Source organism: Sphingopyxis sp. EG6 (assembly GCF_003609815.1).
In the GTDB taxonomy this organism is placed as follows: Bacteria; Pseudomonadota; Alphaproteobacteria; order Sphingomonadales; family Sphingomonadaceae; genus Sphingopyxis.
This window is the reverse complement of the sequence record NZ_AP017603.1, coordinates 1,076,347-1,094,909: the sequence shown is the minus strand read 5'-3', so window position 1 is coordinate 1,094,909 and position 18,563 is coordinate 1,076,347. Positions and strand designations below refer to the sequence as shown.

Annotated in this window: 19 protein-coding genes and 1 tRNA gene; 7 read left to right on the top strand and 13 right to left on the bottom strand. The window is 65.0% G+C overall.

Annotated features, from left to right (window positions below):
* The first annotated feature begins 223 nt into the window (after positions 1 to 223).
* Both SPYCW_RS05385 and SPYCW_RS05380 read left to right on the top strand, forming a co-directional pair.
* Positions 224 to 1,189 (top strand): LysM peptidoglycan-binding domain-containing M23 family metallopeptidase, encoded by a 966-nt coding sequence (locus tag SPYCW_RS05385; protein ID WP_232014838.1) that lies wholly within the window; start codon positions 224 to 226, stop codon positions 1,187 to 1,189.
* Complete coding sequence (locus SPYCW_RS05380) at positions 1,186 to 2,253, top strand: potassium channel family protein (protein ID WP_120215928.1); 1,068 nt, start codon at positions 1,186 to 1,188, stop codon at positions 2,251 to 2,253. Before SPYCW_RS05385 ends, SPYCW_RS05380 begins: the two co-directional genes overlap by 4 nt.
* Here the strand turns inward: SPYCW_RS05380 and SPYCW_RS05375 are convergent.
* Positions 2,250 to 2,651, bottom strand: coding sequence for a DUF1761 domain-containing protein (locus tag SPYCW_RS05375; RefSeq protein WP_120215927.1), 402 nt, complete (start codon positions 2,649 to 2,651; stop codon positions 2,250 to 2,252). The genes SPYCW_RS05380 and SPYCW_RS05375 overlap by 4 nt on opposite strands.
* 72 nt (positions 2,652 to 2,723) lie before the next feature.
* Here SPYCW_RS05375 and SPYCW_RS05370 point away from each other — a divergent pair, with 72 nt between their 5' ends.
* The gene (locus tag SPYCW_RS05370; protein ID WP_120215926.1) at positions 2,724 to 3,428 is read left to right on the top strand and encodes an alpha/beta hydrolase; all 705 of its coding nucleotides are present in this window, start codon (positions 2,724 to 2,726) and stop codon (positions 3,426 to 3,428) included.
* A 148-nt stretch (positions 3,429 to 3,576) separates the two neighbouring features.
* Here the strand turns inward: SPYCW_RS05370 and SPYCW_RS05365 are convergent.
* From SPYCW_RS05365 to SPYCW_RS05310, 12 genes are all read right to left on the bottom strand, one after another.
* Positions 3,577 to 3,653, bottom strand: a tRNA-Met gene (locus SPYCW_RS05365).
* A 61-nt stretch (positions 3,654 to 3,714) separates the two neighbouring features.
* Positions 3,715 to 4,200, bottom strand: coding sequence for a 2'-5' RNA ligase family protein (locus tag SPYCW_RS05360; protein WP_120215925.1), 486 nt, complete (start codon positions 4,198 to 4,200; stop codon positions 3,715 to 3,717).
* 86 nt (positions 4,201 to 4,286) lie between these two features.
* The gene (locus tag SPYCW_RS05355) at positions 4,287 to 4,847 is read right to left on the bottom strand and encodes a peroxiredoxin (protein ID WP_120215924.1); all 561 of its coding nucleotides are present in this window, start codon (positions 4,845 to 4,847) and stop codon (positions 4,287 to 4,289) included.
* A 104-nt stretch (positions 4,848 to 4,951) separates the two neighbouring features.
* Entirely contained in the window at positions 4,952 to 5,704 is a 753-nt protein-coding gene (locus SPYCW_RS05350) for an alpha/beta fold hydrolase (RefSeq protein WP_120215923.1), read from the bottom strand.
* 4 nt (positions 5,705 to 5,708) lie between these two features.
* Positions 5,709 to 6,854 (bottom strand): Kelch repeat-containing protein, encoded by a 1,146-nt coding sequence (locus SPYCW_RS05345; protein ID WP_145985943.1) that lies wholly within the window; start codon positions 6,852 to 6,854, stop codon positions 5,709 to 5,711.
* A gap of 108 nt (positions 6,855 to 6,962) precedes the next feature.
* Positions 6,963 to 7,904, bottom strand: coding sequence for an endolytic transglycosylase MltG (gene mltG / locus SPYCW_RS05340; protein ID WP_120215921.1), 942 nt, complete (start codon positions 7,902 to 7,904; stop codon positions 6,963 to 6,965).
* Positions 7,905 to 8,194: 290 nt separating this feature from the next.
* On the bottom strand, positions 8,195 to 9,454 hold the full coding sequence (gene fabF / locus SPYCW_RS05335) for a beta-ketoacyl-ACP synthase II (RefSeq protein ID WP_120218123.1): 1,260 nt from the start codon (positions 9,452 to 9,454) through the stop codon (positions 8,195 to 8,197).
* A gap of 270 nt (positions 9,455 to 9,724) precedes the next feature.
* Entirely contained in the window at positions 9,725 to 9,961 is a 237-nt protein-coding gene (locus SPYCW_RS05330) for an acyl carrier protein (RefSeq protein ID WP_003039428.1), read from the bottom strand.
* Between the two features lie 44 nt (positions 9,962 to 10,005).
* On the bottom strand, positions 10,006 to 11,178 hold the full coding sequence (locus SPYCW_RS05325; RefSeq protein WP_120215920.1) for a serine hydrolase domain-containing protein: 1,173 nt from the start codon (positions 11,176 to 11,178) through the stop codon (positions 10,006 to 10,008).
* 31 nt (positions 11,179 to 11,209) lie between these two features.
* Complete coding sequence (locus SPYCW_RS05320) at positions 11,210 to 12,973, bottom strand: tetratricopeptide repeat protein (RefSeq protein ID WP_120215919.1); 1,764 nt, start codon at positions 12,971 to 12,973, stop codon at positions 11,210 to 11,212.
* 550 nt (positions 12,974 to 13,523) lie between these two features.
* The gene (locus tag SPYCW_RS05315; protein ID WP_120215918.1) at positions 13,524 to 13,922 is read right to left on the bottom strand and encodes a VOC family protein; all 399 of its coding nucleotides are present in this window, start codon (positions 13,920 to 13,922) and stop codon (positions 13,524 to 13,526) included.
* Between the two features lie 92 nt (positions 13,923 to 14,014).
* The gene (locus SPYCW_RS05310) at positions 14,015 to 14,527 is read right to left on the bottom strand and encodes a DUF3617 domain-containing protein (RefSeq protein WP_172595428.1); all 513 of its coding nucleotides are present in this window, start codon (positions 14,525 to 14,527) and stop codon (positions 14,015 to 14,017) included.
* Positions 14,528 to 14,615: 88 nt separating this feature from the next.
* On the opposite strand from SPYCW_RS05310, the gene uvrB reads away from it, so the two are divergent.
* The 4 genes from uvrB (at position 14,616) to SPYCW_RS05290 (ending at position 18,555) form a co-directional block, all read left to right on the top strand.
* A complete protein-coding gene (gene uvrB / locus SPYCW_RS05305) occupies positions 14,616 to 16,802 on the top strand; it encodes an excinuclease ABC subunit UvrB (RefSeq protein WP_120215916.1) in 2,187 nt (728 codons plus the stop codon).
* Positions 16,803 to 16,809: 7 nt separating this feature from the next.
* Positions 16,810 to 17,778, top strand: coding sequence for a Gfo/Idh/MocA family protein (locus tag SPYCW_RS05300; RefSeq protein WP_120215915.1), 969 nt, complete (start codon positions 16,810 to 16,812; stop codon positions 17,776 to 17,778).
* Positions 17,779 to 17,924: 146 nt separating this feature from the next.
* Positions 17,925 to 18,290, top strand: coding sequence for a type II toxin-antitoxin system RelE/ParE family toxin (locus SPYCW_RS05295; protein WP_145985942.1), 366 nt, complete (start codon positions 17,925 to 17,927; stop codon positions 18,288 to 18,290).
* Positions 18,265 to 18,555 (top strand): addiction module antidote protein, encoded by a 291-nt coding sequence (locus tag SPYCW_RS05290; RefSeq protein ID WP_120215914.1) that lies wholly within the window; start codon positions 18,265 to 18,267, stop codon positions 18,553 to 18,555. The genes SPYCW_RS05295 and SPYCW_RS05290 overlap by 26 nt, the downstream gene beginning before the upstream one ends.
* The last annotated feature ends 8 nt before the right edge of the window (positions 18,556 to 18,563 follow it).

Genomic DNA, 18,563 nt, shown 5'->3' with positions numbered 1-18,563 from the left:
CAAGGGAGAGATCCCGGCCTGCGCCGGGATGACGAAAATACGAAACCCGTGCCGGACTGAAACAGAAGTTCTAGCCACCGTCCCAAAGCTTTGGCAAAAGCCTTGCGTGGGGCAAATCAGGCATCATGGCGGGATAGTTCTGGGCGCGCTGGCGCTCGCCGGTTGCATTCCGGCTGCACCTACCCCGCCGCCGCGACCCGCGCCCCCCGCGCCTGCCCCAACAATGCTCCTGGACAGCTTCGACTTCGAGCGCCGCACGCTAACCGATGTCGTCGGCGGCGATGCCCGCCCGACCTGGACGCTGAAGCCCGTCGCGACCAACGCCGTCCAGATCGCCGCAGGCAGCTACACCGTCCGCCCCGGCGACACGCTGCGGGCGATCGGCGAGATGAGCGGCGCCGGGTCCGAAGCGATCGCGCTGGAAAACGATCTCACCCCGCCCTTCACGCTGCGCGCCGGGCAATTGCTGCTCATCCCCGCCGGCCTCTATCACCGCGTCGGCACCGGGGAGACCGGAATCGGCATCGCGCGCGCCTATGGCGCCGACTGGGGCGAGATCATCACGATCAACGCGCTCGCCGAACCCTATATCCTTCGCGTCGGCCAGCGGCTGCGTCTACCATCCGACGCACGCCCCGCCCCACCCGGTCCGGTCAACGTCGGCGCCCGCGCCGCCGCCTTCACCCTCGACATCGACGACATCGTCACCGGCAGCCAACCCGCGCTGGCCGAGGCCGCGCGCCCGACGACCGGCAGCGCCGCGCCGCGCCAGCCGGTTACCACCGCGATCGCCGCACCGGCGCGCTTCGCTGGCCGCTTCGAATGGCCATTGAACGGTCCGATCCTGGCGCGCTTCGGCCCGCTCGCGCCGGGCAAGGTCAGCGACGGGATCAACATCGCGGCCGCCGCGGGCACCCAGATCCGCGCCGCCGCCGACGGCGTTGTCGCCTATGCCGGCGACCAGATCGGCGTTTATGGCGGGCTCATCCTGATCAACCATGGCGGCGGCTGGGTCAGCGCCTATGGTCATGCCGCGCGGATCGACGTCCAGCGGGGTCAGGCGGTGCGGAGCGGCGACGTCATCGGGCGCGCCGGGGCGACCGGACAGGTCCAGACATCGCAACTCCATTTCCAGCTGCGCAAAAATCGCATACCCGTTGATCCGATGAAGCAATTGCCGCCCCGATGAGCGATCGAAAACGGTCGAAACTGAAGCTGCACCATCGGTTTCAGCCGCTGAAACGTGCCAGCAAATGGCCAGTGTGGGCCGACGTTCTGGCGCGGCTCAGCCTGGCCTTTGCGCTGATCGGCATCGTCGTGCTGGTGCACTGGATCGACCGTGCGGGGTTGCGCGACAATGTCGATAATCACATCAGCTTTCTCGACGTCGTTTATTTCACGATGATTTCGGTGACGACGACGGGGTTCGGCGACATCCATCCGGTATCGGACCGATCAAGGCTGATCGAGGCGGTGATCGTCACTCCGATCCGAATCGCGGTGCTCTTCATTTTTGTCGGCACCGCCTATAATTTCGTCCTCAAACGCACATGGGAAAAATGGCGCATGGCCCGCATTCAGGCAAAGCTCACCGACCATATCGTCGTCCTCGGCTTCGGCGTCAGCGGCAGCGAGGCGGTGAAGGAACTGATCGCGCGCGGTACCGATCCGTCGTGCATCGTGGTGATCGACCAATCGCCGACGCGCATTGCCGAGGCAGAAGCGATGGGCTGCAACGTGCTGCAGGGCGACGCATCGAACGACGACACGCTGATCGACGTCCATATCGCGCGCGCCCAATCGGTGCTGGTGTCGGCTGGGCGCGACGACACCTCGATCCTGATGGTCCTGACCGTCCGCCACCTGTCGCCGAAAGTACCGATCAGCGTCGTCATCCGCGCCCAGGACAATGAATTGCTCGCGCGCCAGGCGGGCGCGAACAATGTCATCAATCCGGTCAGCTTCACGGGCCTGCTCCTCGCCGGATCGGCGCAGGGCGCGCATGTCGCCGACTATATGGCCGACCTTGCCAGCATTGGCGGGCGGGTCCAGCTCCGCGAACGCCCCGTCGCGGCGGCCGAAATCGGCCGCAGCATCGACCAGCTCGCCAGCGAAGGCCGCGGACTGCGTATCTATCGCGGCGGCAAGCCCTTCGGCTTTTGGGAACCCGAAGCGCAAAGCCTCGCCGCTGGCGACCTGATCGTCGAGGTCGTCCGCTGCGAAGAATGTGAAGCGAGCGTGCCGGGCGGCTAGCCCAAGAACACGAACACCGCGCCCATCGCCGCGTAAAAGGCGATCCAATATCCGGCGTCGATCCCGAAAAGCTTCATGCTCGCGCGACTGAACAGATAATTGGTGCCGATCGCCGGGACGATAAAGCCGAGCGCAATCCCGACCGAAATCATCATCGTCGACCGCGCGCTCATATCACCAAAATGCGCCAGCAAATGGCCAAGAAATACCGCGGAGACGATGCTGAGCAGAAAGGTGGTGCCATAGATCTGCACCATATTGCCCTGCTGCAATTCCGCTTCGGTCAGCCCGCGTTCCTGCATCCACGCCTTGCCGAACAGCGGCCCGTACCACAGTCCGCCGACGAGAAATCCCGCGAGCGCCGCGACCAGGATCGCGATCCAGTTCAGATTTGCCATATTCCCCCCCCTTACCGGCTTGCAATACCGTGCCGAGGCGACAAACTATAACGATATGAAAGGGAGAAGGCGATGCCCCGCGACGTTCCGCTTCCCACCGGATTGAAGCCCCCGACCCGGCTCGCGCAGCTGGGGGAACTCGCGCTGCCGTTCGACATGCTGCGCTATGGCCTTGGTGGTTATCATCTGTTCGGCGCGCCGCGCGGCGACGGCCGCCCGATCGCGCTGCTCCCCGGTTACGGCGCCAGCGAGCTGTCGATGCGACCGCTCGAAGCTTGGCTCCGCCACCTTGGCTACCACGTCCGCGACTGGGGCATGGGGCGCAACCAGGGCCGCGTCGCCGCCGACGTCGAACGCTTTGCCGCGCAAGCCGCCGATTGGGTCAAGGCCGACGGCGCCCCGCTCACCCTGATCGGCTGGAGCCTTGGCGGCGTCATCGCCCGCGAAACCGCGCGCGGCTACCCGCACCTGGCCCGCGCGATCATCACCATGGGCACCCCGATCATCGGCGGCCCCAAATATACCGCGCTCGCGCAGCGCTTTGCCGACCGCGATTTCGACGCGATCGAACGCGAAATCCACGCACGCAACCTGAAAGGCCTGACCCAGCCGCTGACCGTCATCTATTCCGACCGCGACGGCATCGTCGGCCCCGGCATCGCGGTCGACATCTACAATGCGCACGCCCGCAACGTCAAAGTCGACAGCACGCATCTGGGCTTGGGAATCAATCCCCGGGTGTGGCGGATCGTGGCAGACACGCTGGCGGAGACGTGAGCGCGTGCCGAACGATCGGCCTTTGCCCCGAGGAAACTCATATTGATTCATTACGGTCGCCGAACCGGCATGCGAGGCCGCTAGCTAGAACCATGGCGTTACAAACGCCGGACTCCGCACAGCGCACCAGCCTCGAATAGATCGGGATTGGTAGCGGAGGAGGGACTCGAACCCCCGACACGCGGATTATGATTCCGCTGCTCTAACCAGCTGAGCTACTCCGCCCCAAGGGGCCGCCTCGACGGGCGAGCAGCGCCTATAGGCAGGCCGTCGCCGCGGGTCAATATCATGTGCGAGCCCCGCGAAAATTCCGTGCGAAAGCCGCTTCCCAGGGGCCGCCGCGATAATGGTGCGCGGCGAGGCCGGTGATCGCCAGCGGGCGCGGCACGAAATCGGCGGCGAGTTCGGTCAGCAGCGCACGCGCGTCGCTGGGCGCGACCTTGTTCTGGACGGTGATGTGGAGGCGCGGCGTCCCCTGGTCCTGCGCCGTCAGCATGCCGGTGAAATGATCGGCGATCCGCGCCCGGATCGCCAGCAGGTCGGGGCTGTCGATGCGATAGGCGACGCCTTTGCCCAGCGAATAAAGCTCGCGCAGCCGCGCCGCGGGTGGCGGGGTGTCGGCGGCGATGCGGCGGATCAGGCCTTCCAGCTCGCCCAGCGCCGATGGCGGCAGCTGATGAAACAGCGTGATGTGCGCGGCAAGATAGTTGCGCTCGGGCGGGAAATGGGCCGCGCGCAGATGATCAAAATATCGCTGGTCGGCCGCACCCATCGTCGCGGTAACGATGATGGGTGCGGCGCCAGCGGCCCGGATGGGAGGGGGGATGGCCGGGCCGCTCAACTTTATACCAGTGTCGATTATGCCGCCTGCGACAGCTTGCCCTGATAGGGGTTCGCCTTCACCCATTCGAGCGCCTTTTCGGGGGTCGATTCGACATAGGGGTCGCTGTCGGTGCCGACGTCATTGATGCCGGGTTCGACAAACATCTGGACCACGATGCCGTCGTCGACGATCGCGGTGTAGCGCCAGCTGCGCATGCCGAAACCGACGTGATCCTTGTTGATCAGCATGCCCATGCGGCGCGTGAAGGCGCCCGAGCCGTCGGGAACCATCTTGACGTTCTGGACGCCCAGGCTCTTGCCCCAATTATACATCACGAACGCATCGTTGACGCTGATGCAATGGATGTCGGTGACGCCTTCGGCGATGAAATCGCCATAGAGGCGCTCGAAGCCCGGGCACTGCTCGTTCGAGCAGGTCGGGGTGTAGGCGCCGGGCAGGCCGAACAGGATGTGGCGGCCGGTGCCGAACGCTTCGCCGGTGTTGACGTCCTGCCAGCGGAACGGGTTCGGGCCATCGACGGCCTCGTCGCGGACGCGCGTCTTGAGGGTCACGGCGGGAACGGGCTGATTGATCATGGGAGAGAATCCTTTCTGTGGGGATTTTTGTGCGGCGCACCAAGAGCAGACCGGCGCGCCCAGGTCAAATCGAGTGCGCCGCTTTCGTTGATCGACCCAACCGATCAGAGTGTTGACCAGAAGCAATGGAGCGCCGCGGCAACCTCGGCGGGCCGTTCGGCGATCGCCCAATGCCCTGCCCCCTCGATGACGGTCAGCGGCGTGCCGGTGTTCGCGGCGTAGCGCTGCGCAACCGCGAGTTCGACATAGGGGTCGCCCGCGCCCCAGATCAGCGCGCCGTTTGCGGGCAATTTTCCGATGTCACGCGCCCAGTCGTGTTCGAAACTCAGCCCCTTGGCCGATCGATAGAGCTTCAGGATCGCGCGGCGCTTGTCCTTGTTACGCCACTGCTCGGCCTCTTCGGCGGCGATGTCGGCGGGCATGCCCTGTCCGGCCAGTCCCTCGGCGAGCTTATCGGCCTTGCTCAGCGCCATGAAGATCTCGCCAAGGATCGGCGTGTTCCAGATGCGCGCGATCCGGTGACCACGATAGTCGGGATCGATCACCGCGTTCGACACCGCCCAGCTGCGGAGAAGGTCGGGGCGCAGCATCGCGACGCGCTGCGCGATCAGCGCGCCCCAGTCATGCCCGACGATGTCGATCGGCCCGTGAGCCGCGTACAGCGCCTCGGCCTGCCCCACAGCCCAGTCGGCATAGGCCTCCTTGGTGGCAGGAAAACCCGCGGGCAGCGGCGCGGTGAAGCCAGGCAGCGCGGGAACCGCGACCGGCGTATCGCCCAGGTCGAGCTGGCCGAGCAGCGGGCGCCAGATCGCGGGACTGTCGGGGACACCGTGGAGGAACAGCTTGGCAGTCGTCATCGGGTCACCCCTTCGGCAAATGGACAATCCAGCTCTGGTCGGTCGGCTCGATGCGTCCCTCGCGATAGCCACCCGCAAGCAGCGCGGTGCGCGCGTCGGCGCGGACCAGCGTCATATAATTCCACTGCCCGCCAAGGTCATAGTCGAGGCGCGTACCCACCCCGCGCGCGACGTCGAAAATCTCCGGCGCCGCGTCGCCCGCCGCGACAAGCACGCGATTGCCGGGGAGCAGCAACAGCCCATCGGCGATCTTGAAGCGCGGGTCGGCGAGGTTTCCGGCAGGGACAAAGCGCCCCGCCGCGACATCGAAGCGCTCGACCGAGCGCAGCTTGCCGCCATAGTCGCGAATGTCCGATCCGCCGACGATCAGCACGTCGCCATTCGCCAGCCGCACCGCGCCATGCTTGTAGCGTTCCTGCGCCATCGTTCCAGCGGGGGTGAAGCGCCCGGTGGCGGGATCGAACAGCTCGGCGCTCGCGAGCGCGCGGCGCGGTTCGCGGTCGGGACGTCCGCCCCCGGCGACCAGCGCCCTCCCGTCGACAAGCAAGGTTCCCGTCGCCCCGCTCCGTGCGGCGGCGAGCGGCCCGGTCGCGGTCATCCGGCCTGTCGCGGGGTCGAAGATTTCGGCGTCGGCGCGCACATCGCGCCCGTCATATCCCCCCGCGATCAGGATGCGGCCATCGGCGAGCGTCACGACGGTTGGCGCGTTGCGCGGCCCCGCCATCGCCGGTCCGGCGACCGACTTGCCCGTCGCGGGATCGAATATCTCGGTCGCCGCGCTCACCCGTCCACCGACCCAGCCGCCGAGGATCAACACCTTGCCATCGGGCAGCGCCGCCGCCGAGGGCTGGATGCGCGGTGCGAGCAGCCGCCCCGTCGCGATCACCCGCATGTCCGGCGCGGCGATGATGTCGACCGTCGCGCTCGCCGGCCCAGCTTCGCAGCCCGACCTAACGCAACCGCCGATCGCGAGCAGCCTGCCCTCGCCCGCCGCGACCAGCTGGTGCGTCGCGCGCGGTGCGCCGAGGCCCGGTCCCGGTTCGATGCGGACATCGGCCGCGCCCTTCTCGGCTGCGCTGCCGCCGCCTGCCATGCAGGCAGTGAGCAAAAGCGAAACCATGATCAGGCTCGAAACAGGTCGCATGGCCATGCATTTTCTCCGTCATCCCGGTGGAGGCCGGGATTTCACCGTCGCGTTGGTCCGCAATGTCGAGATCCCGGCGTCGGCCGCGATGACGACGATTACGGGCCCAGCCCCCTACTCCATCTCCCCGCGTTCGCGACGGAGCGCATACCATTTCTGCACATTGGCATTATGTTCGGACAGCGTGCGCGCAAAGATATGCCCGCCATCGCCCTTGGCGACGAAGAAGAGATAATCGTTCGCTTCGGGATCGAGCACCGCCGCGATCGACGCCTTGCCGGGGTTGGCGATCGGTCCCTGCGGCAGCCCCGCCATGCTGTAGGTATTGTACCCGTTCACGGCCTGGATTTCGGACCGCAATATCCGGCGACCGAGCGGCTTTCCCTTGGTGATCGGATAGATGATCGTCGGATCGGCTTGCAGCCGCATGCCGACCGCCAACCGGTTGGTATAGACCCCCGCGACGGTGCGGCGCTCGGCGGGAACGCCGGTTTCCTTTTCGACGATCGAGGCGAGCGTCAGCGCTTCATTGCGGTTCTTGACCGCGGTGCGCGGCGTCCGTTTGGTCCACAGCTCGGCGAACGCCTTGTCCATCGCCGCCTGCATCCGCTTCACCACCGCGGCGCGGCTTTCGCCGGTGGTAAAGGCATAGCTGTCAGGCAAGATGCTGCCCTCGGCGGGCACCGGGATTTCGCCCTTCAGCCGCTTTTCGGCCATCAGCCGTTCCCACACCATGATCGACGGCATGCCCTCGGGGATCATCACCAGCCGCTGGATCGTCTTGCCCGACTGAAACAGAGCGAGGATGTCGCCCGCGTCCATCCCCTTTTCGATTTTATATTCGCCGGGCTTGATCGGATCGTCGCCGCCAAAGAAGCGCGCCTCGTTGCGAAAGCTCGACGCCGAGACGATGCCTGCGTCCTCGAGGATCTGCCCCGCCTTCGCGATGCTCGCGCCCGCCGGGATCACAACCTCGGCATCCTTCGGCGCGCCGCCCGAACAGGCGGCGAGGAGGAGGGCCAAAATGGCGATCGTCAGCCAGCGGAACGGATGCACTTCATTCTCCCGTCGGTCCTATGGTGCTTAAAGCCACAAAAGCCCCGCAGGTGCAGCGGCCTTTTGTGTCTCTTGTGGCTTTAAGCAAAGCCTCGGCAAGCACCAGAATGCTAGAGCATGGCCGCACAATGTAGGAAAGGGATTTTGTTCCTCTCTGTGGCGAAGCCATGGGGAGGGGGACCGCTCGCGAAGCGAGTGGTGGAGGGGCGGCGACGTCAGCGCTAAAGCCCCTCCGTCAGCGCTGCGCGCTGCCACCTCCCCACGGCTTCGCCGCAGGGAGGATCGGGTGATCAATCCACCGCCTTGACGATCACGCTCGCGTTGGTGCCGCCAAAGCCGAAGCTGTTGTTGAGCGCCGCCTTCACCGGGCGTTTTTTGGCGGTGTGCGGAACGAGGTCGACGCCGTCGGTGCCTTCGTCGGGGTTGTCGAGGTTGAGCGTCGGGGGGACGATCTGGTCGCGGATCGCGAGGATGCAGAAGATCGTTTCGACCGCGCCCGCGCCGCCGAGCAAGTGGCCGATCGCCGATTTGGTCGAGCTCATCGACACATCGCCGATCGCATTGCCGAACAACCGCTTGACCGCGCCGAGCTCGATCGTGTCGGCCATTGTCGAGGTGCCATGCGCGTTGATATAATCGATGTCCGACGGGGTCATGCCGGCCTTTTTCAGCGCCATTTCCATCGAACGATAGGCGCCCGAACCCTCGGGGTGCGGCGCGGTGACATGATAAGCATCGCCCGACAGGCCATAACCGACGACTTCGGCGTAGATTTTGGCGCCGCGCGCCTTGGCATGCTCATATTCCTCGAGCACCACGACGCCCGCGCCCTCGCCCATCACAAAGCCGTCGCGGTCCTTGTCATAGGGGCGGCTCGCCTGCTCGGGGCGGTCGTTGTAGCTCATGTTGAGCGCGCGCGCCTGCGCGAAGCCCGCGATGCCGATCGGGCAGATCGTCGCTTCGGCGCCGCCCGCGAGCATGATGTCGGCGTCGTCGTCGCGGATCATCCGCGCCGCGTCGCCGATCGAATGCGCGCCGGTCGAACAGGCGGTGACGACGGCATGGTTCGGACCCTGCAAGCCATATTTGATGCTGACCTGCCCCGAAATCAGGTTGATCAGGCGGCCGTGGACGAAGTGCGGCGAAACCCGGCCCGGCCCCTTTTCGGCGAGCAAAAGGCTTTCGCTTTCGATCCCCGGCAGGCCGCCGATGCCCGACCCGATCGAGCAACCGGCGCGCAGCTTCATGGCGTCGGTCATATCCTCAAGCCCCGCGTCCTCGATCGCCTGGCCCGCGGCGTCGATGCCATAGATGATGAACGGGTCGACCTGGCGCTGCACCTTGTGGTCGACGCGCTTGCCGGGGTCGAAACCATATTCATGGTCCGGTCCCTTGACCTCGCACGCGATCGTGCATTTCTGGTCGGCGGTGTCGAAGTGGGTGATCTGACCCGCACCCGATTTGCCCGCGATCAGATTTTTCCAGCTTGTTTCGACATCGCCGCCCAGCGGCGTCACCAAACCCAAACCCGTCACCACAACCCGGCGCATAATCATTCCTTTCGTCGGCTCCTGCCCCCGCAGGCGCCCGCATTATTTAATCCCAGTCACCTCGGCGAAGGCCGGGGCCTCGCCCTCTCGACCTGCTGCTACCGAAATCGCGAGATCCCGGCGTTCGCCGGGATGACGGATTTAGCGCCGTGCCGGGCTATATCCATAAAAAAAAGCTCCCCGGTCGCTGCGCACGAGCGCTCGAGACCGGGGAGCCGGAATTGCGTTGACGGCGTCGCCGCCGCATCCGGCAACGCCGGACAGGCTGGATCAGCCCTTGTTCGCTTCGATATAGTCGATCGCATCCTTGACGGTGGCGATCTTTTCCGCCGCATCGTCGGGAATTTCGACGCCGAATTCTTCTTCAAATGCCATCACCAGTTCGACGATGTCGAGGCTGTCGGCGCCGAGATCGTCGATGAAGCTCGCTTCCTCGGTGACCTTGTCGGCTTCGACGCCCAGATGTTCGACGACGATCTTCTTAACCTTTTCGGCCGAATCGCTCATGCGCTATTCCTTTTCTGACTAAGCCGTGAATGTTGGAAATTGCCCTAGTGTCCGTCGGCGGGGCTGGCAAGAGGGCTGGTAGCGACCAGTTCCTCCTCCGCCGCGCTATAAGCCGAACGCCTCCCTTTCTGTCCGTTCGGCACCTGCGTCACGAAATAGGCGGTGCCATTGCCCGCTTCAAGATCGTACCAGAGCCCCGAACGCAATCCATAGGCGTCGCCCGAATGGCCGAGCCGCCGCCGCCCGTCGCCGAACAGGTTATCGCGGCACCCCGGCCCGGTCGCCGCGTCGGTCCCGTTACTGTGCATCGCCGCGCCATATTCGCAGAAAAACCCGCCCGTCCCCTCACCCGTCGCCGGGCGGACCGGTGCCATCGCTTCGAGGCGCGCGAGGCTCGCCGGGGTCAGAAAATCCTCGCCGCGGCGCAGCAGCATGACCCCGATCCGCGCCAATCCATTGGCCGATATGCGCAGCCCGCCCTGCGGGCTGAACCCCGCGCCGTGGCGCGCGAGCCGGTAGGTTTCAAGGTCGCAGCTACCGTCGCTTGCCGGAACGACCGGACAGGCGGGACGGATGCCCTTCATGTCGTCGCGCACGGCTGAACCGTCGGGGCCGTACAGCACGACGGCGCGCGCGACCGCGGCGTCGCTGCATGTCGGCCAGTTGAAACAGGCGTCGATGCCGAGCGGGCGCAGCACCAGCCGCGCCATCGCGCGGTCAAAACGCTCGCCCGTCGCGCCCTCGATCGCGGCGGCGACGACGGGATAGTTGAGGTTGGCATAGACGAAATCGCCGCCCGGCGGGCGCGGTGCGTCCCATGCCGCCGGGTCTTGCAGCGCCTTTTCGAGATCGGCACCCAGCGGCAGCGCATAATCGACATTGTCGGCCAGCCCCGCCCGGTGGCCGAGCAAGTGGATCAGCGTGATCGGCTGGCCGGGATAAGCGGGATGGCGCAGCCGCCACCCCAGATAGTCCGAAACATCGCGGTCGAGGTCGAGGCGCCCTTGCTCGACCAGACGCAGCACGCCAAGCGCGACGACCAGTTTCGATACCGACGCGATGCGGACCGGATCATCCGCGGTCAACGGACGCTGGCTCGCGCGGTCGGCCTGCCCGACGACGACGCGCGTCGCGATTCTTCCGTCGCGATCGAAATCGACCGCGACCGCGGCAGGCGCCGACGGCGCAGAGGCGAGCAAGGCGAATGCGAGCAGCATCGGCCCGTTGTGCTTGGCGGTTTTCAGTGCGTCAAGACACGGGCCGGAGAGGAACGACGCCGGATTCGCGCAAGGCCGCCGATGCCCGCTGGATCACGACCGGCGTGATCATGAAGCGGCCGAGCACCGCTTCGGGGGCGGCGTCTTCGGGTTGCCGCGTGTAAGCCAGCAAGCGGCGCCAATGCGCCTGCGCCGCCGTGACGTCGCCTTGCCGCGCGGTGACGATCGCGCGGACCATCAGATATTGCGGCTCCATATTGCTTGGCGACGGCATCTGGTCGAGCACGGTTAGCGCTTCGGCCTGTTCGCCGCGCTGCGACAGGATGAAGGCCAAGGCCACCGCGGGAACGCCCGGATAGCTGTCGTCGAGCGCCAGCGACCGACGGAGCAATATTTCCCCCTCGGCGGCCTGACCGCAGGTGATTTTGAACAGCCCCAGAAAGCCCGAAATGTCGGAATCGAACGGGTTGAGCCGCCGCGCGGCGTCGCCCATCGTGTTGCCGCCCGAACAATTGCCGACATAGAAATTCGCCCGCGCCATGGCAAAAAGCCCCGCCGACGAGTTGGGACTGGCTTCATAGGCCTTGAGCGCCAGTCCGCGCGCTTCGGCAAAGGCCGCGCGTCCGGCGGGGGTCGCCCGTTGCGGCTGCCAGTCGCCAAAGCGCAGCAGCGACAGCGCGGCGAGCGCAACCGGGTCGCGGTCGTCCCGCTTCAGCGTCGCGCGCAGGCAGGCATCGACCTGCTTCGCGCCCGACGGATTGCGCATCTGGCGCAACCGGTTGAACTGCGCGAGACACGGAAAGCCTGGAGCAAAATTGTCCGGCTGGCGCTGGATCTGATCGCGGACGATGACGCCATAATCGCCCGCAATCTGGGCGATCAGCGGTTCCATCGACACAAATTGCGGCGTGTCGGGGTCGGCCACGCGGATTCGCTGCGACCATATGGCGCGTTGATCGGCGACGCGGTTCAGCACCAGCGTCACTTCCGCATTGCCCTCAAGGTCGCGGACCAGCGACGTGTCGAGCCGATAGTCGGCGGTGCGCGGCGCAGCGCCGCCCGGCGCCTGGGCACTCAGCAGATCGACCAGATCGAACCGCCGCAGGCCGTCGCGCAGCTTGCCGTCGAGCGCGCGCGCCAAGGCGCGCGATGGCGCGGTGCTGCCGGCGACCGGCTCGCTCACATCGAGGAGCGGCATCCGCTGCGCATCGCTGACGAACAATCGCTCCGGTCCGCTGCGCAGCGACCACAAGGCAAATATCGCGAGCGCCAGCAGGACGAGCGCGACGACCCAGCGGCCATAGCGCGGCCCGTCGGCAGGCTGCGAACGGCGGGGCGCGCCCGGTGGAAGCGGTGCCCCGGCAGCGTCGGCGCGCGTGGCGGCCTTGACGTCATCCTCGCTCCCCGGCTCGTCGATCGAACGCGAGGGCGGCGCGACGCGGTACTGGACGACGACCTCGTAGCTCCCCTGCGGCACCCGCAAACGATGGATCCAGGGGGTTTCGGCATAGTAGCGGTCGAGCAGGCTGCGCAGGCGTCCGACCATCACGCGCGGATAGCTGTCGACCGCAGGGTCGAAATCTTCGCTGCGCCCCAGCGCCTCGGTCGCGATCGCATAGGCCTTGGGCGAACTGCGCCCGCCGCGCAGCCGATGTTCGACCAGAAACTGCAGCAAGCGCGTCAGTACCGGCGACCGCACGAACATCGGGGATTCGAGCAAACGCTCCAATTCTTCCGCGATAATACGGTCGGTGTCCCCGGTACCCTGAGTATCGTTCGCTTTCGCGTGGTCCATGCTACCCTCAATTGCCCCCGACGGGCGGTGCGGGTGATACGCCAATCAAGTCGCGCGACCAGTCCTTGTTACTTCCACGTAACGGTAACAGGAAGGCCCACCGCCATATCAGAAGAACGATGAGCCGCCAATCTGGAACGACGAAATTCGAAACAGGGTGAATAAAGGGTTATCAAATGGCGACATCCGCGCGTGTGACCCCTTGTAACTGCCGCACTTTCGCAATTCTGTCATTCTTTCAACGTCGCGGTTTTCCTACAAGGCTGCGATGTTGAGGCTGACAGGCGAAGAATGCGAGCTGGTCCCTGGCGTTCTTCAGACCCCCTTCGGCCTCAGTTCAAGACTTCGCCGGATGCATGGCAGCCCCACCTGTCACGCGTCCGGCAAGTCGATCGCGGACCGGCGGCGGCGCCTCAGGCGCTGCATAAGCGCGGCGCGCTCGGCGACATCGGCGCCCACCAACACGCCGACCGCGAGCGCGGCCATAGCAATTTCGCGAACAAACCGATCAACAACGATGCCGATCGGCGGTCAAGCCATCCGGCCAAACTCAGGCCGGCCCGATCCGAAAAGCGCACAGCTTGTTGCCGTCAAGGTCGCGGAAATAGGCGGCGTAAAAGGCCTGATCGCCGTCGTCGCCGCGCACGCCCGGGGTTCCTTCGCACGTCCCGCCCAGTTGCAACGCCTTCGCGTGGAGGGCATCGACCTTGGCGCGTTCATCGACGACGATCGCCGCCATATGCCCGTTGCCCGCATGCATCGGCTGGCCATCATAGGGCCGCGTCACCGCAATCCCCGGCTGCCCCCAGCTCGTCGCGTAGAGCGTAAAGCCATTGTCTTCGTCCGACATCCGCATCAATTCGCTGGCGCCGATCGTCACGAGCAGCGCGGCGTAAAAGTCGCGCGCGCGATCGATGTCGTCGGTTCCCATCGTCACATAACCCAGCATTCCCGGACTCCTTTTCAGCATCGACACGATATGGACATGACAAGGGCGTCAGCTCTGCTGACGCCCCGATCGATTGGCAATTACCTCGCAGATCAAGTCGTTGCCGGAGCCTTGCACGGTCCGGTGTGGGTGCTGGTCATCTGCATGACCATTTCCATGTCACCGCCAGTCGGCACCTTGCCCTTGGTCGTGATCGTCACGTCCGATTTCTTGGCTTCCATCGTGCCGTTCATCGCCATGTCAACGGTCTGGCCATTGGCAGTGCAGGTCCCGGCAATGTCGATCTTGCCGCCCGCTATGTCCTTTTTCGACCATTTGCATTCGCCGCCATTGCCCGGACCCTTGGCGAGTTCCGCGGCGATGTCTTCCTTGTCGACCTGCTCCTGGGTGAAGCACTGGTCCATGCCGCTGGCGCCTTCCATCATCTTCGCCATGCCCTCTTTCATTTCGGGCGGCATGCCGGGAACTTCGAACTTCACCAGCTTGATGTCGGTTTTCCAGTTGCCCGCCTCGCGCTTCACCGCGCCGCCGGCATTTTCGCTTTTGCCGCAGCCCGCGACCGCCAGGAGCGTGCCGAGAGCTGCAATCGTCAAAATCTTTTTCATACCCTGTCTCCTGTGACTTGCCGCTGCCTGCTCTGTGGCGGACTCATTGCGATTGTGGACCCGCCCCATCGATACCATATTGGCGGCAATGGCAATTCAGATTCGTACATCGCTCGATGAAATCGACACGGCGGAGGGCTATGTCCCGCACCGTCCCGCGCGCCCCGACAAGGTCGAAGGGGGCAAAAGATTTGAACTGGTTAGTGATTATGAACCGGCCGGCGACCAGCCCACCGCGATCCGCGAACTCGTAAACACCGCGCTGACCGGCGAACGCGACCAGGTGCTGCTCGGCGTCACCGGATCGGGCAAGACCTTTACCATGGCCAAGGTGATCGACGAGCTGCAACGCCCCGCGCTGATCCTGGCGCCAAACAAAATCCTCGCGGCGCAATTATATGGCGAATTCAAGAGCTTCTTCCCGAACAATGCGGTCGAATATTTCGTCAGCTATTACGACTATTACCAGCCCGAGGCCTATGTGCCGCGGTCGGACACCTATATCGAGAAGGAAAGCTCGGTAAACGAGGCGATCGACCGCATGCGCCACTCGGCGACGCGCGCGCTGCTCGAACGCGACGACGTCATCATCGTCGCGTCGGTGTCGTGCCTCTACGGCATCGGCTCGGTCGAAACCTATTCGGCGATGATCTTCGACCTCAAGAAGGGCCAGGTCGCCGACAGCCGCGAGATCATCCGCAAGCTCGTCGCGCTCCAGTACAAGCGCAACGATCAGGCCTTCGCGCGCGGCAATTTCCGCGTGCGCGGCGACAGTCTCGAAATCTTCCCCTCGCACTATGAGGATATGGCGTGGCGCGTCAGCTTCTTCGGCGACGAGATCGAGGAGATTACCGAATTCGACCCGCTCACCGGCAAGAAGATCGCAACCCTCAATTACGTCCGCGTCTTTGCGAACAGCCACTATGTCACCCCCGGCCCGACGCTCAAACAAGCGAGCGAGGCGATCCGCCACGAGCTCGCCGAGCGGCTCAAAGAGCTGGAAGCCGAAGGCCGGCTGCTCGAAGCCCAGCGGCTTGAGCAGCGCACCAATTTCGACCTCGAAATGATCGCCGCCACGGGCAGCTGCGCGGGGATCGAGAATTACAGCCGCTTCCTCACCGGTCGCCTCCCCGGCGAGCCGCCGCCGACCTTGTTCGAATATCTCCCCGACAACGCCCTGCTCTTCGTCGATGAAAGCCACCAGACGATCCCGCAGATCGGCGCGATGTCGAAGGGCGACCATCGCCGCAAGATCACGCTCGCCGAATATGGCTTCCGCCTGCCGAGCTGCATCGACAACCGGCCGCTGCGCTTCGCCGAATGGGATATGATGCGCCCGCAAACGGTCAGCGTGTCGGCAACCCCCGGGACATGGGAGATGGACCGCACGCAGGGTGTGTTCGCCGAACAGGTGATCCGCCCCACCGGGCTGATCGACCCGCCGGTCGAGATCAAGCCCGTCGAGGAACAGGTCGACGATTTGATCGCCGAGGCGAAGAAAACCGCTGCCGCAGGCTACCGCACCCTCGTCACCACGCTGACCAAGCGCATGGCCGAGGATTTGACCGAATTCCTGCACGAAGCCGGGCTCAAGGTCCGCTACATGCATTCGGACGTCGAAACGCTCGAACGCATCGAGATCATCCGTGACTTGAGGCTCGGGGTGTTCGACGTGCTCGTCGGCATCAACCTGCTGCGCGAAGGGCTCGACATTCCCGAATGCGGGCTCGTCGCGATCCTCGACGCCGACAAGGAAGGGTTTCTGCGCAGCGAAACGTCGCTGGTCCAGACGATCGGCCGTGCCGCGCGCAACGTCGACGGCCGCGTCATTCTCTACGCCGACCGCATCACCGGCAGCATGGAACGCGCAATGCGCGAAACCGACCGCCGCCGCGAAAAGCAGAAGGCATATAACGAAGCGCACGGCATCACCCCGACGACGATCAAGCGCAACATCGGCGACATCATCGCGCATGTCGCGTCGAAGGACGGCGTGACGATCGACATCGGCGACGACAAGCCCGCGCACATGGTCGGGCACAATCTGCGCGCCTATATTGCCGAGCTCGAAAAGAAGATGCGCGACGCGGCAGCAGACCTGGAGTTCGAGGAAGCCGGCCGCCTCCGCGACGAAATCCGCAAGCTCGAGGCCGACGAGCTGGGGCTCCCCCCGGATGAGCAGGTTGCACCGCGCGTCGGCCGCTCGAACGAAGGCAAACCGGGGACGCGCAAGGGGCGATTTGGGAAACAGAGCAAGACGAAGTGGGGGCGATGACCGCCCGATGACGACGATCCGCTGGGGCGTGATCGGTTGCGGCAGCGTGACCGAGCGCAAGAGCGGCCCCGCCTACCAGCAGGTCGAGGGTTTCGCGCTGCACGGCGTGTTCAACCGCACGCTGGCGAAAGCGGAACATTATGCCGCGCGCCATGGCGTGCCGCATGCGTTCGCCAGTGCCGAGGCGCTGATCCATTCGCCCGAAATCGACGCCGTCTATATCGCGACGCCGCCTGACAGCCACGAAGCCTATGCGCTTGCCGTCGCCCGCGCGGGCAAGCCGTGCTGTATCGAAAAGCCGATGGCGCCCGATCACGCCGCCTGCGTTCGCATCCGCGATGCCTTCACCGCACAGGGCGTGCCGCTGTTCATCGCCTATTATCGGCGCTCGCTCCCCCGCTTTCGGCAGGTCCGCGCGTGGCTCGACGACGGCGAAATCGGCGCGGTGCGGCACGTCCACTGGACGCTGACCAAGGCCGCCAGCCCCGCCGACCTTGCCGGGGACAACTGGCGCGTCGACGCGGCAGTCGCCCCCGGCGGCTATTTCGACGACCTCGCAAGCCACGGCCTCGACCTTTTCTGCTGGCTGTTCGGCGAAGTGACCGACGTCGCGGGTTTTGCGATCAACCAGCAGGGCCGCTACAGCGCGGCGGACGCGGTGACGGGGTGCTGGCTACACGGCGGCGGCGTCACCGGTTCGGGCAGCTGGAACTTCGGCGCCGCAGACCGGCAGGACCGCGTCGAAATCACGGGCAGCACGGGTCGCATCACCTTCTCGATCTTCGACGAAGAACCGCTGCGGCTGGTCCGCGGCGACGAAATGGTCGAACGCGTCATCGAACACCCGCCGACGGTGCAATATTTCCACGTCGAAGCGATGCGCGACCACCTCACCAGAGGAACCCCGCATCCCTCGACGGGCGAAAGCGGCGCGCACACCGCCTGGGTGATGGACCGGATCTTGTTGCGGCGGTGACGCGCATCTGGCGCAATCGCCAATTGATTGAAGCTCGAATGAGCAGAGTAAAACAAGGCGCGGCCGGTCGCGCAATCGCCACCGAAACGGACTTATCTACCCTGATGGTACGACAGCCTTAGCGAGCTATCGGCTATGAAGCTCCCATGGACGAATCCGTTGACAATCGGCGAGATGTCCTGTATGAAGGACAAATTGTTCGACTCCATCGAACGCCGCAATTCGATAAATGGCTGCGGGCTTTGCGGGACCGCTCGGCACGGTCGCGGATCATTGATCGGCTCGATCGGCTGGCGTTCGGTCATGCGGGAGATGCGAAGTCCGTTGGCGACGGCGTGTTCGAACTGCGATTTGCCTTCGGCCCCGGATATCGAATCTATTATATGAGAAATGGCGACAAGCTGATCTTGCTGCTGATGGGCGGTGACAAAGACGGTCAGGCACGCGATATCGCGCAAGCCAAGACGCTAGCAAAGAAGATTGAAAATGGCTTTGAAGACACATCCCTTTGACGCGGCCGATTATCTCGAAACCGCCGAGGACATTCGCTATTTTCTCGAAGCGGCGATGGAAGGGAATGACGCGAAGCATATTGCCCGCGCGCTGGGTGCCGTTGCCCGCTCGAAGGGCATGACCGAAATTGCCCGCCAGACCGGGCTCGGGCGACAGGCGCTTTACAACGCGCTTTCCGAAAACGGCAATCCGACCCTTCAGACGTTGACGGCGGTTCTTGACGCGCTTGGCCTGCAACTCGGAGTACAACCCAAAGCCGCCTGACCCCTTCG

What these genes read in the sequence shown, in the direction of transcription:
- SPYCW_RS05385 (WP_232014838.1), top strand. Translation starts at nt 224, where the DNA reads ATGCTCCTGGACAGCTTCGACTTCGAGCGCCGCACGCTAACCGATGTC.
- SPYCW_RS05380 (WP_120215928.1), top strand. Translation starts at nt 1,186, where the DNA reads ATGAGCGATCGAAAACGGTCGAAACTGAAGCTGCACCATCGGTTTCAG.
- SPYCW_RS05375 (WP_120215927.1), bottom strand. Translation starts at nt 2,651, where the DNA reads ATGGCAAATCTGAACTGGATCGCGATCCTGGTCGCGGCGCTCGCGGGA.
- SPYCW_RS05370 (WP_120215926.1), top strand. Translation starts at nt 2,724, where the DNA reads ATGCCCCGCGACGTTCCGCTTCCCACCGGATTGAAGCCCCCGACCCGG.
- SPYCW_RS05360 (WP_120215925.1), bottom strand. Translation starts at nt 4,200, where the DNA reads ATGGGTGCGGCCGACCAGCGATATTTTGATCATCTGCGCGCGGCCCAT.
- SPYCW_RS05355 (WP_120215924.1), bottom strand. Translation starts at nt 4,847, where the DNA reads ATGATCAATCAGCCCGTTCCCGCCGTGACCCTCAAGACGCGCGTCCGC.
- SPYCW_RS05350 (WP_120215923.1), bottom strand. Translation starts at nt 5,704, where the DNA reads ATGACGACTGCCAAGCTGTTCCTCCACGGTGTCCCCGACAGTCCCGCG.
- SPYCW_RS05345 (WP_145985943.1), bottom strand. Translation starts at nt 6,854, where the DNA reads ATGGCCATGCGACCTGTTTCGAGCCTGATCATGGTTTCGCTTTTGCTC.
- fabF (WP_120218123.1), bottom strand. Translation starts at nt 9,454, where the DNA reads ATGCGCCGGGTTGTGGTGACGGGTTTGGGTTTGGTGACGCCGCTGGGC.
- SPYCW_RS05330 (WP_003039428.1), bottom strand. Translation starts at nt 9,961, where the DNA reads ATGAGCGATTCGGCCGAAAAGGTTAAGAAGATCGTCGTCGAACATCTG.
- SPYCW_RS05325 (WP_120215920.1), bottom strand. Translation starts at nt 11,178, where the DNA reads ATGCTGCTCGCATTCGCCTTGCTCGCCTCTGCGCCGTCGGCGCCTGCC.
- SPYCW_RS05320 (WP_120215919.1), bottom strand. Translation starts at nt 12,973, where the DNA reads ATGGACCACGCGAAAGCGAACGATACTCAGGGTACCGGGGACACCGAC.
- SPYCW_RS05315 (WP_120215918.1), bottom strand. Translation starts at nt 13,922, where the DNA reads ATGCTGGGTTATGTGACGATGGGAACCGACGACATCGATCGCGCGCGC.
- SPYCW_RS05310 (WP_172595428.1), bottom strand. Translation starts at nt 14,527, where the DNA reads ATGAAAAAGATTTTGACGATTGCAGCTCTCGGCACGCTCCTGGCGGTC.
- uvrB (WP_120215916.1), top strand. Translation starts at nt 14,616, where the DNA reads ATGGCAATTCAGATTCGTACATCGCTCGATGAAATCGACACGGCGGAG.
- SPYCW_RS05300 (WP_120215915.1), top strand. Translation starts at nt 16,810, where the DNA reads ATGACGACGATCCGCTGGGGCGTGATCGGTTGCGGCAGCGTGACCGAG.
- SPYCW_RS05295 (WP_145985942.1), top strand. Translation starts at nt 17,925, where the DNA reads ATGGACGAATCCGTTGACAATCGGCGAGATGTCCTGTATGAAGGACAA.
- SPYCW_RS05290 (WP_120215914.1), top strand. Translation starts at nt 18,265, where the DNA reads ATGGCTTTGAAGACACATCCCTTTGACGCGGCCGATTATCTCGAAACC.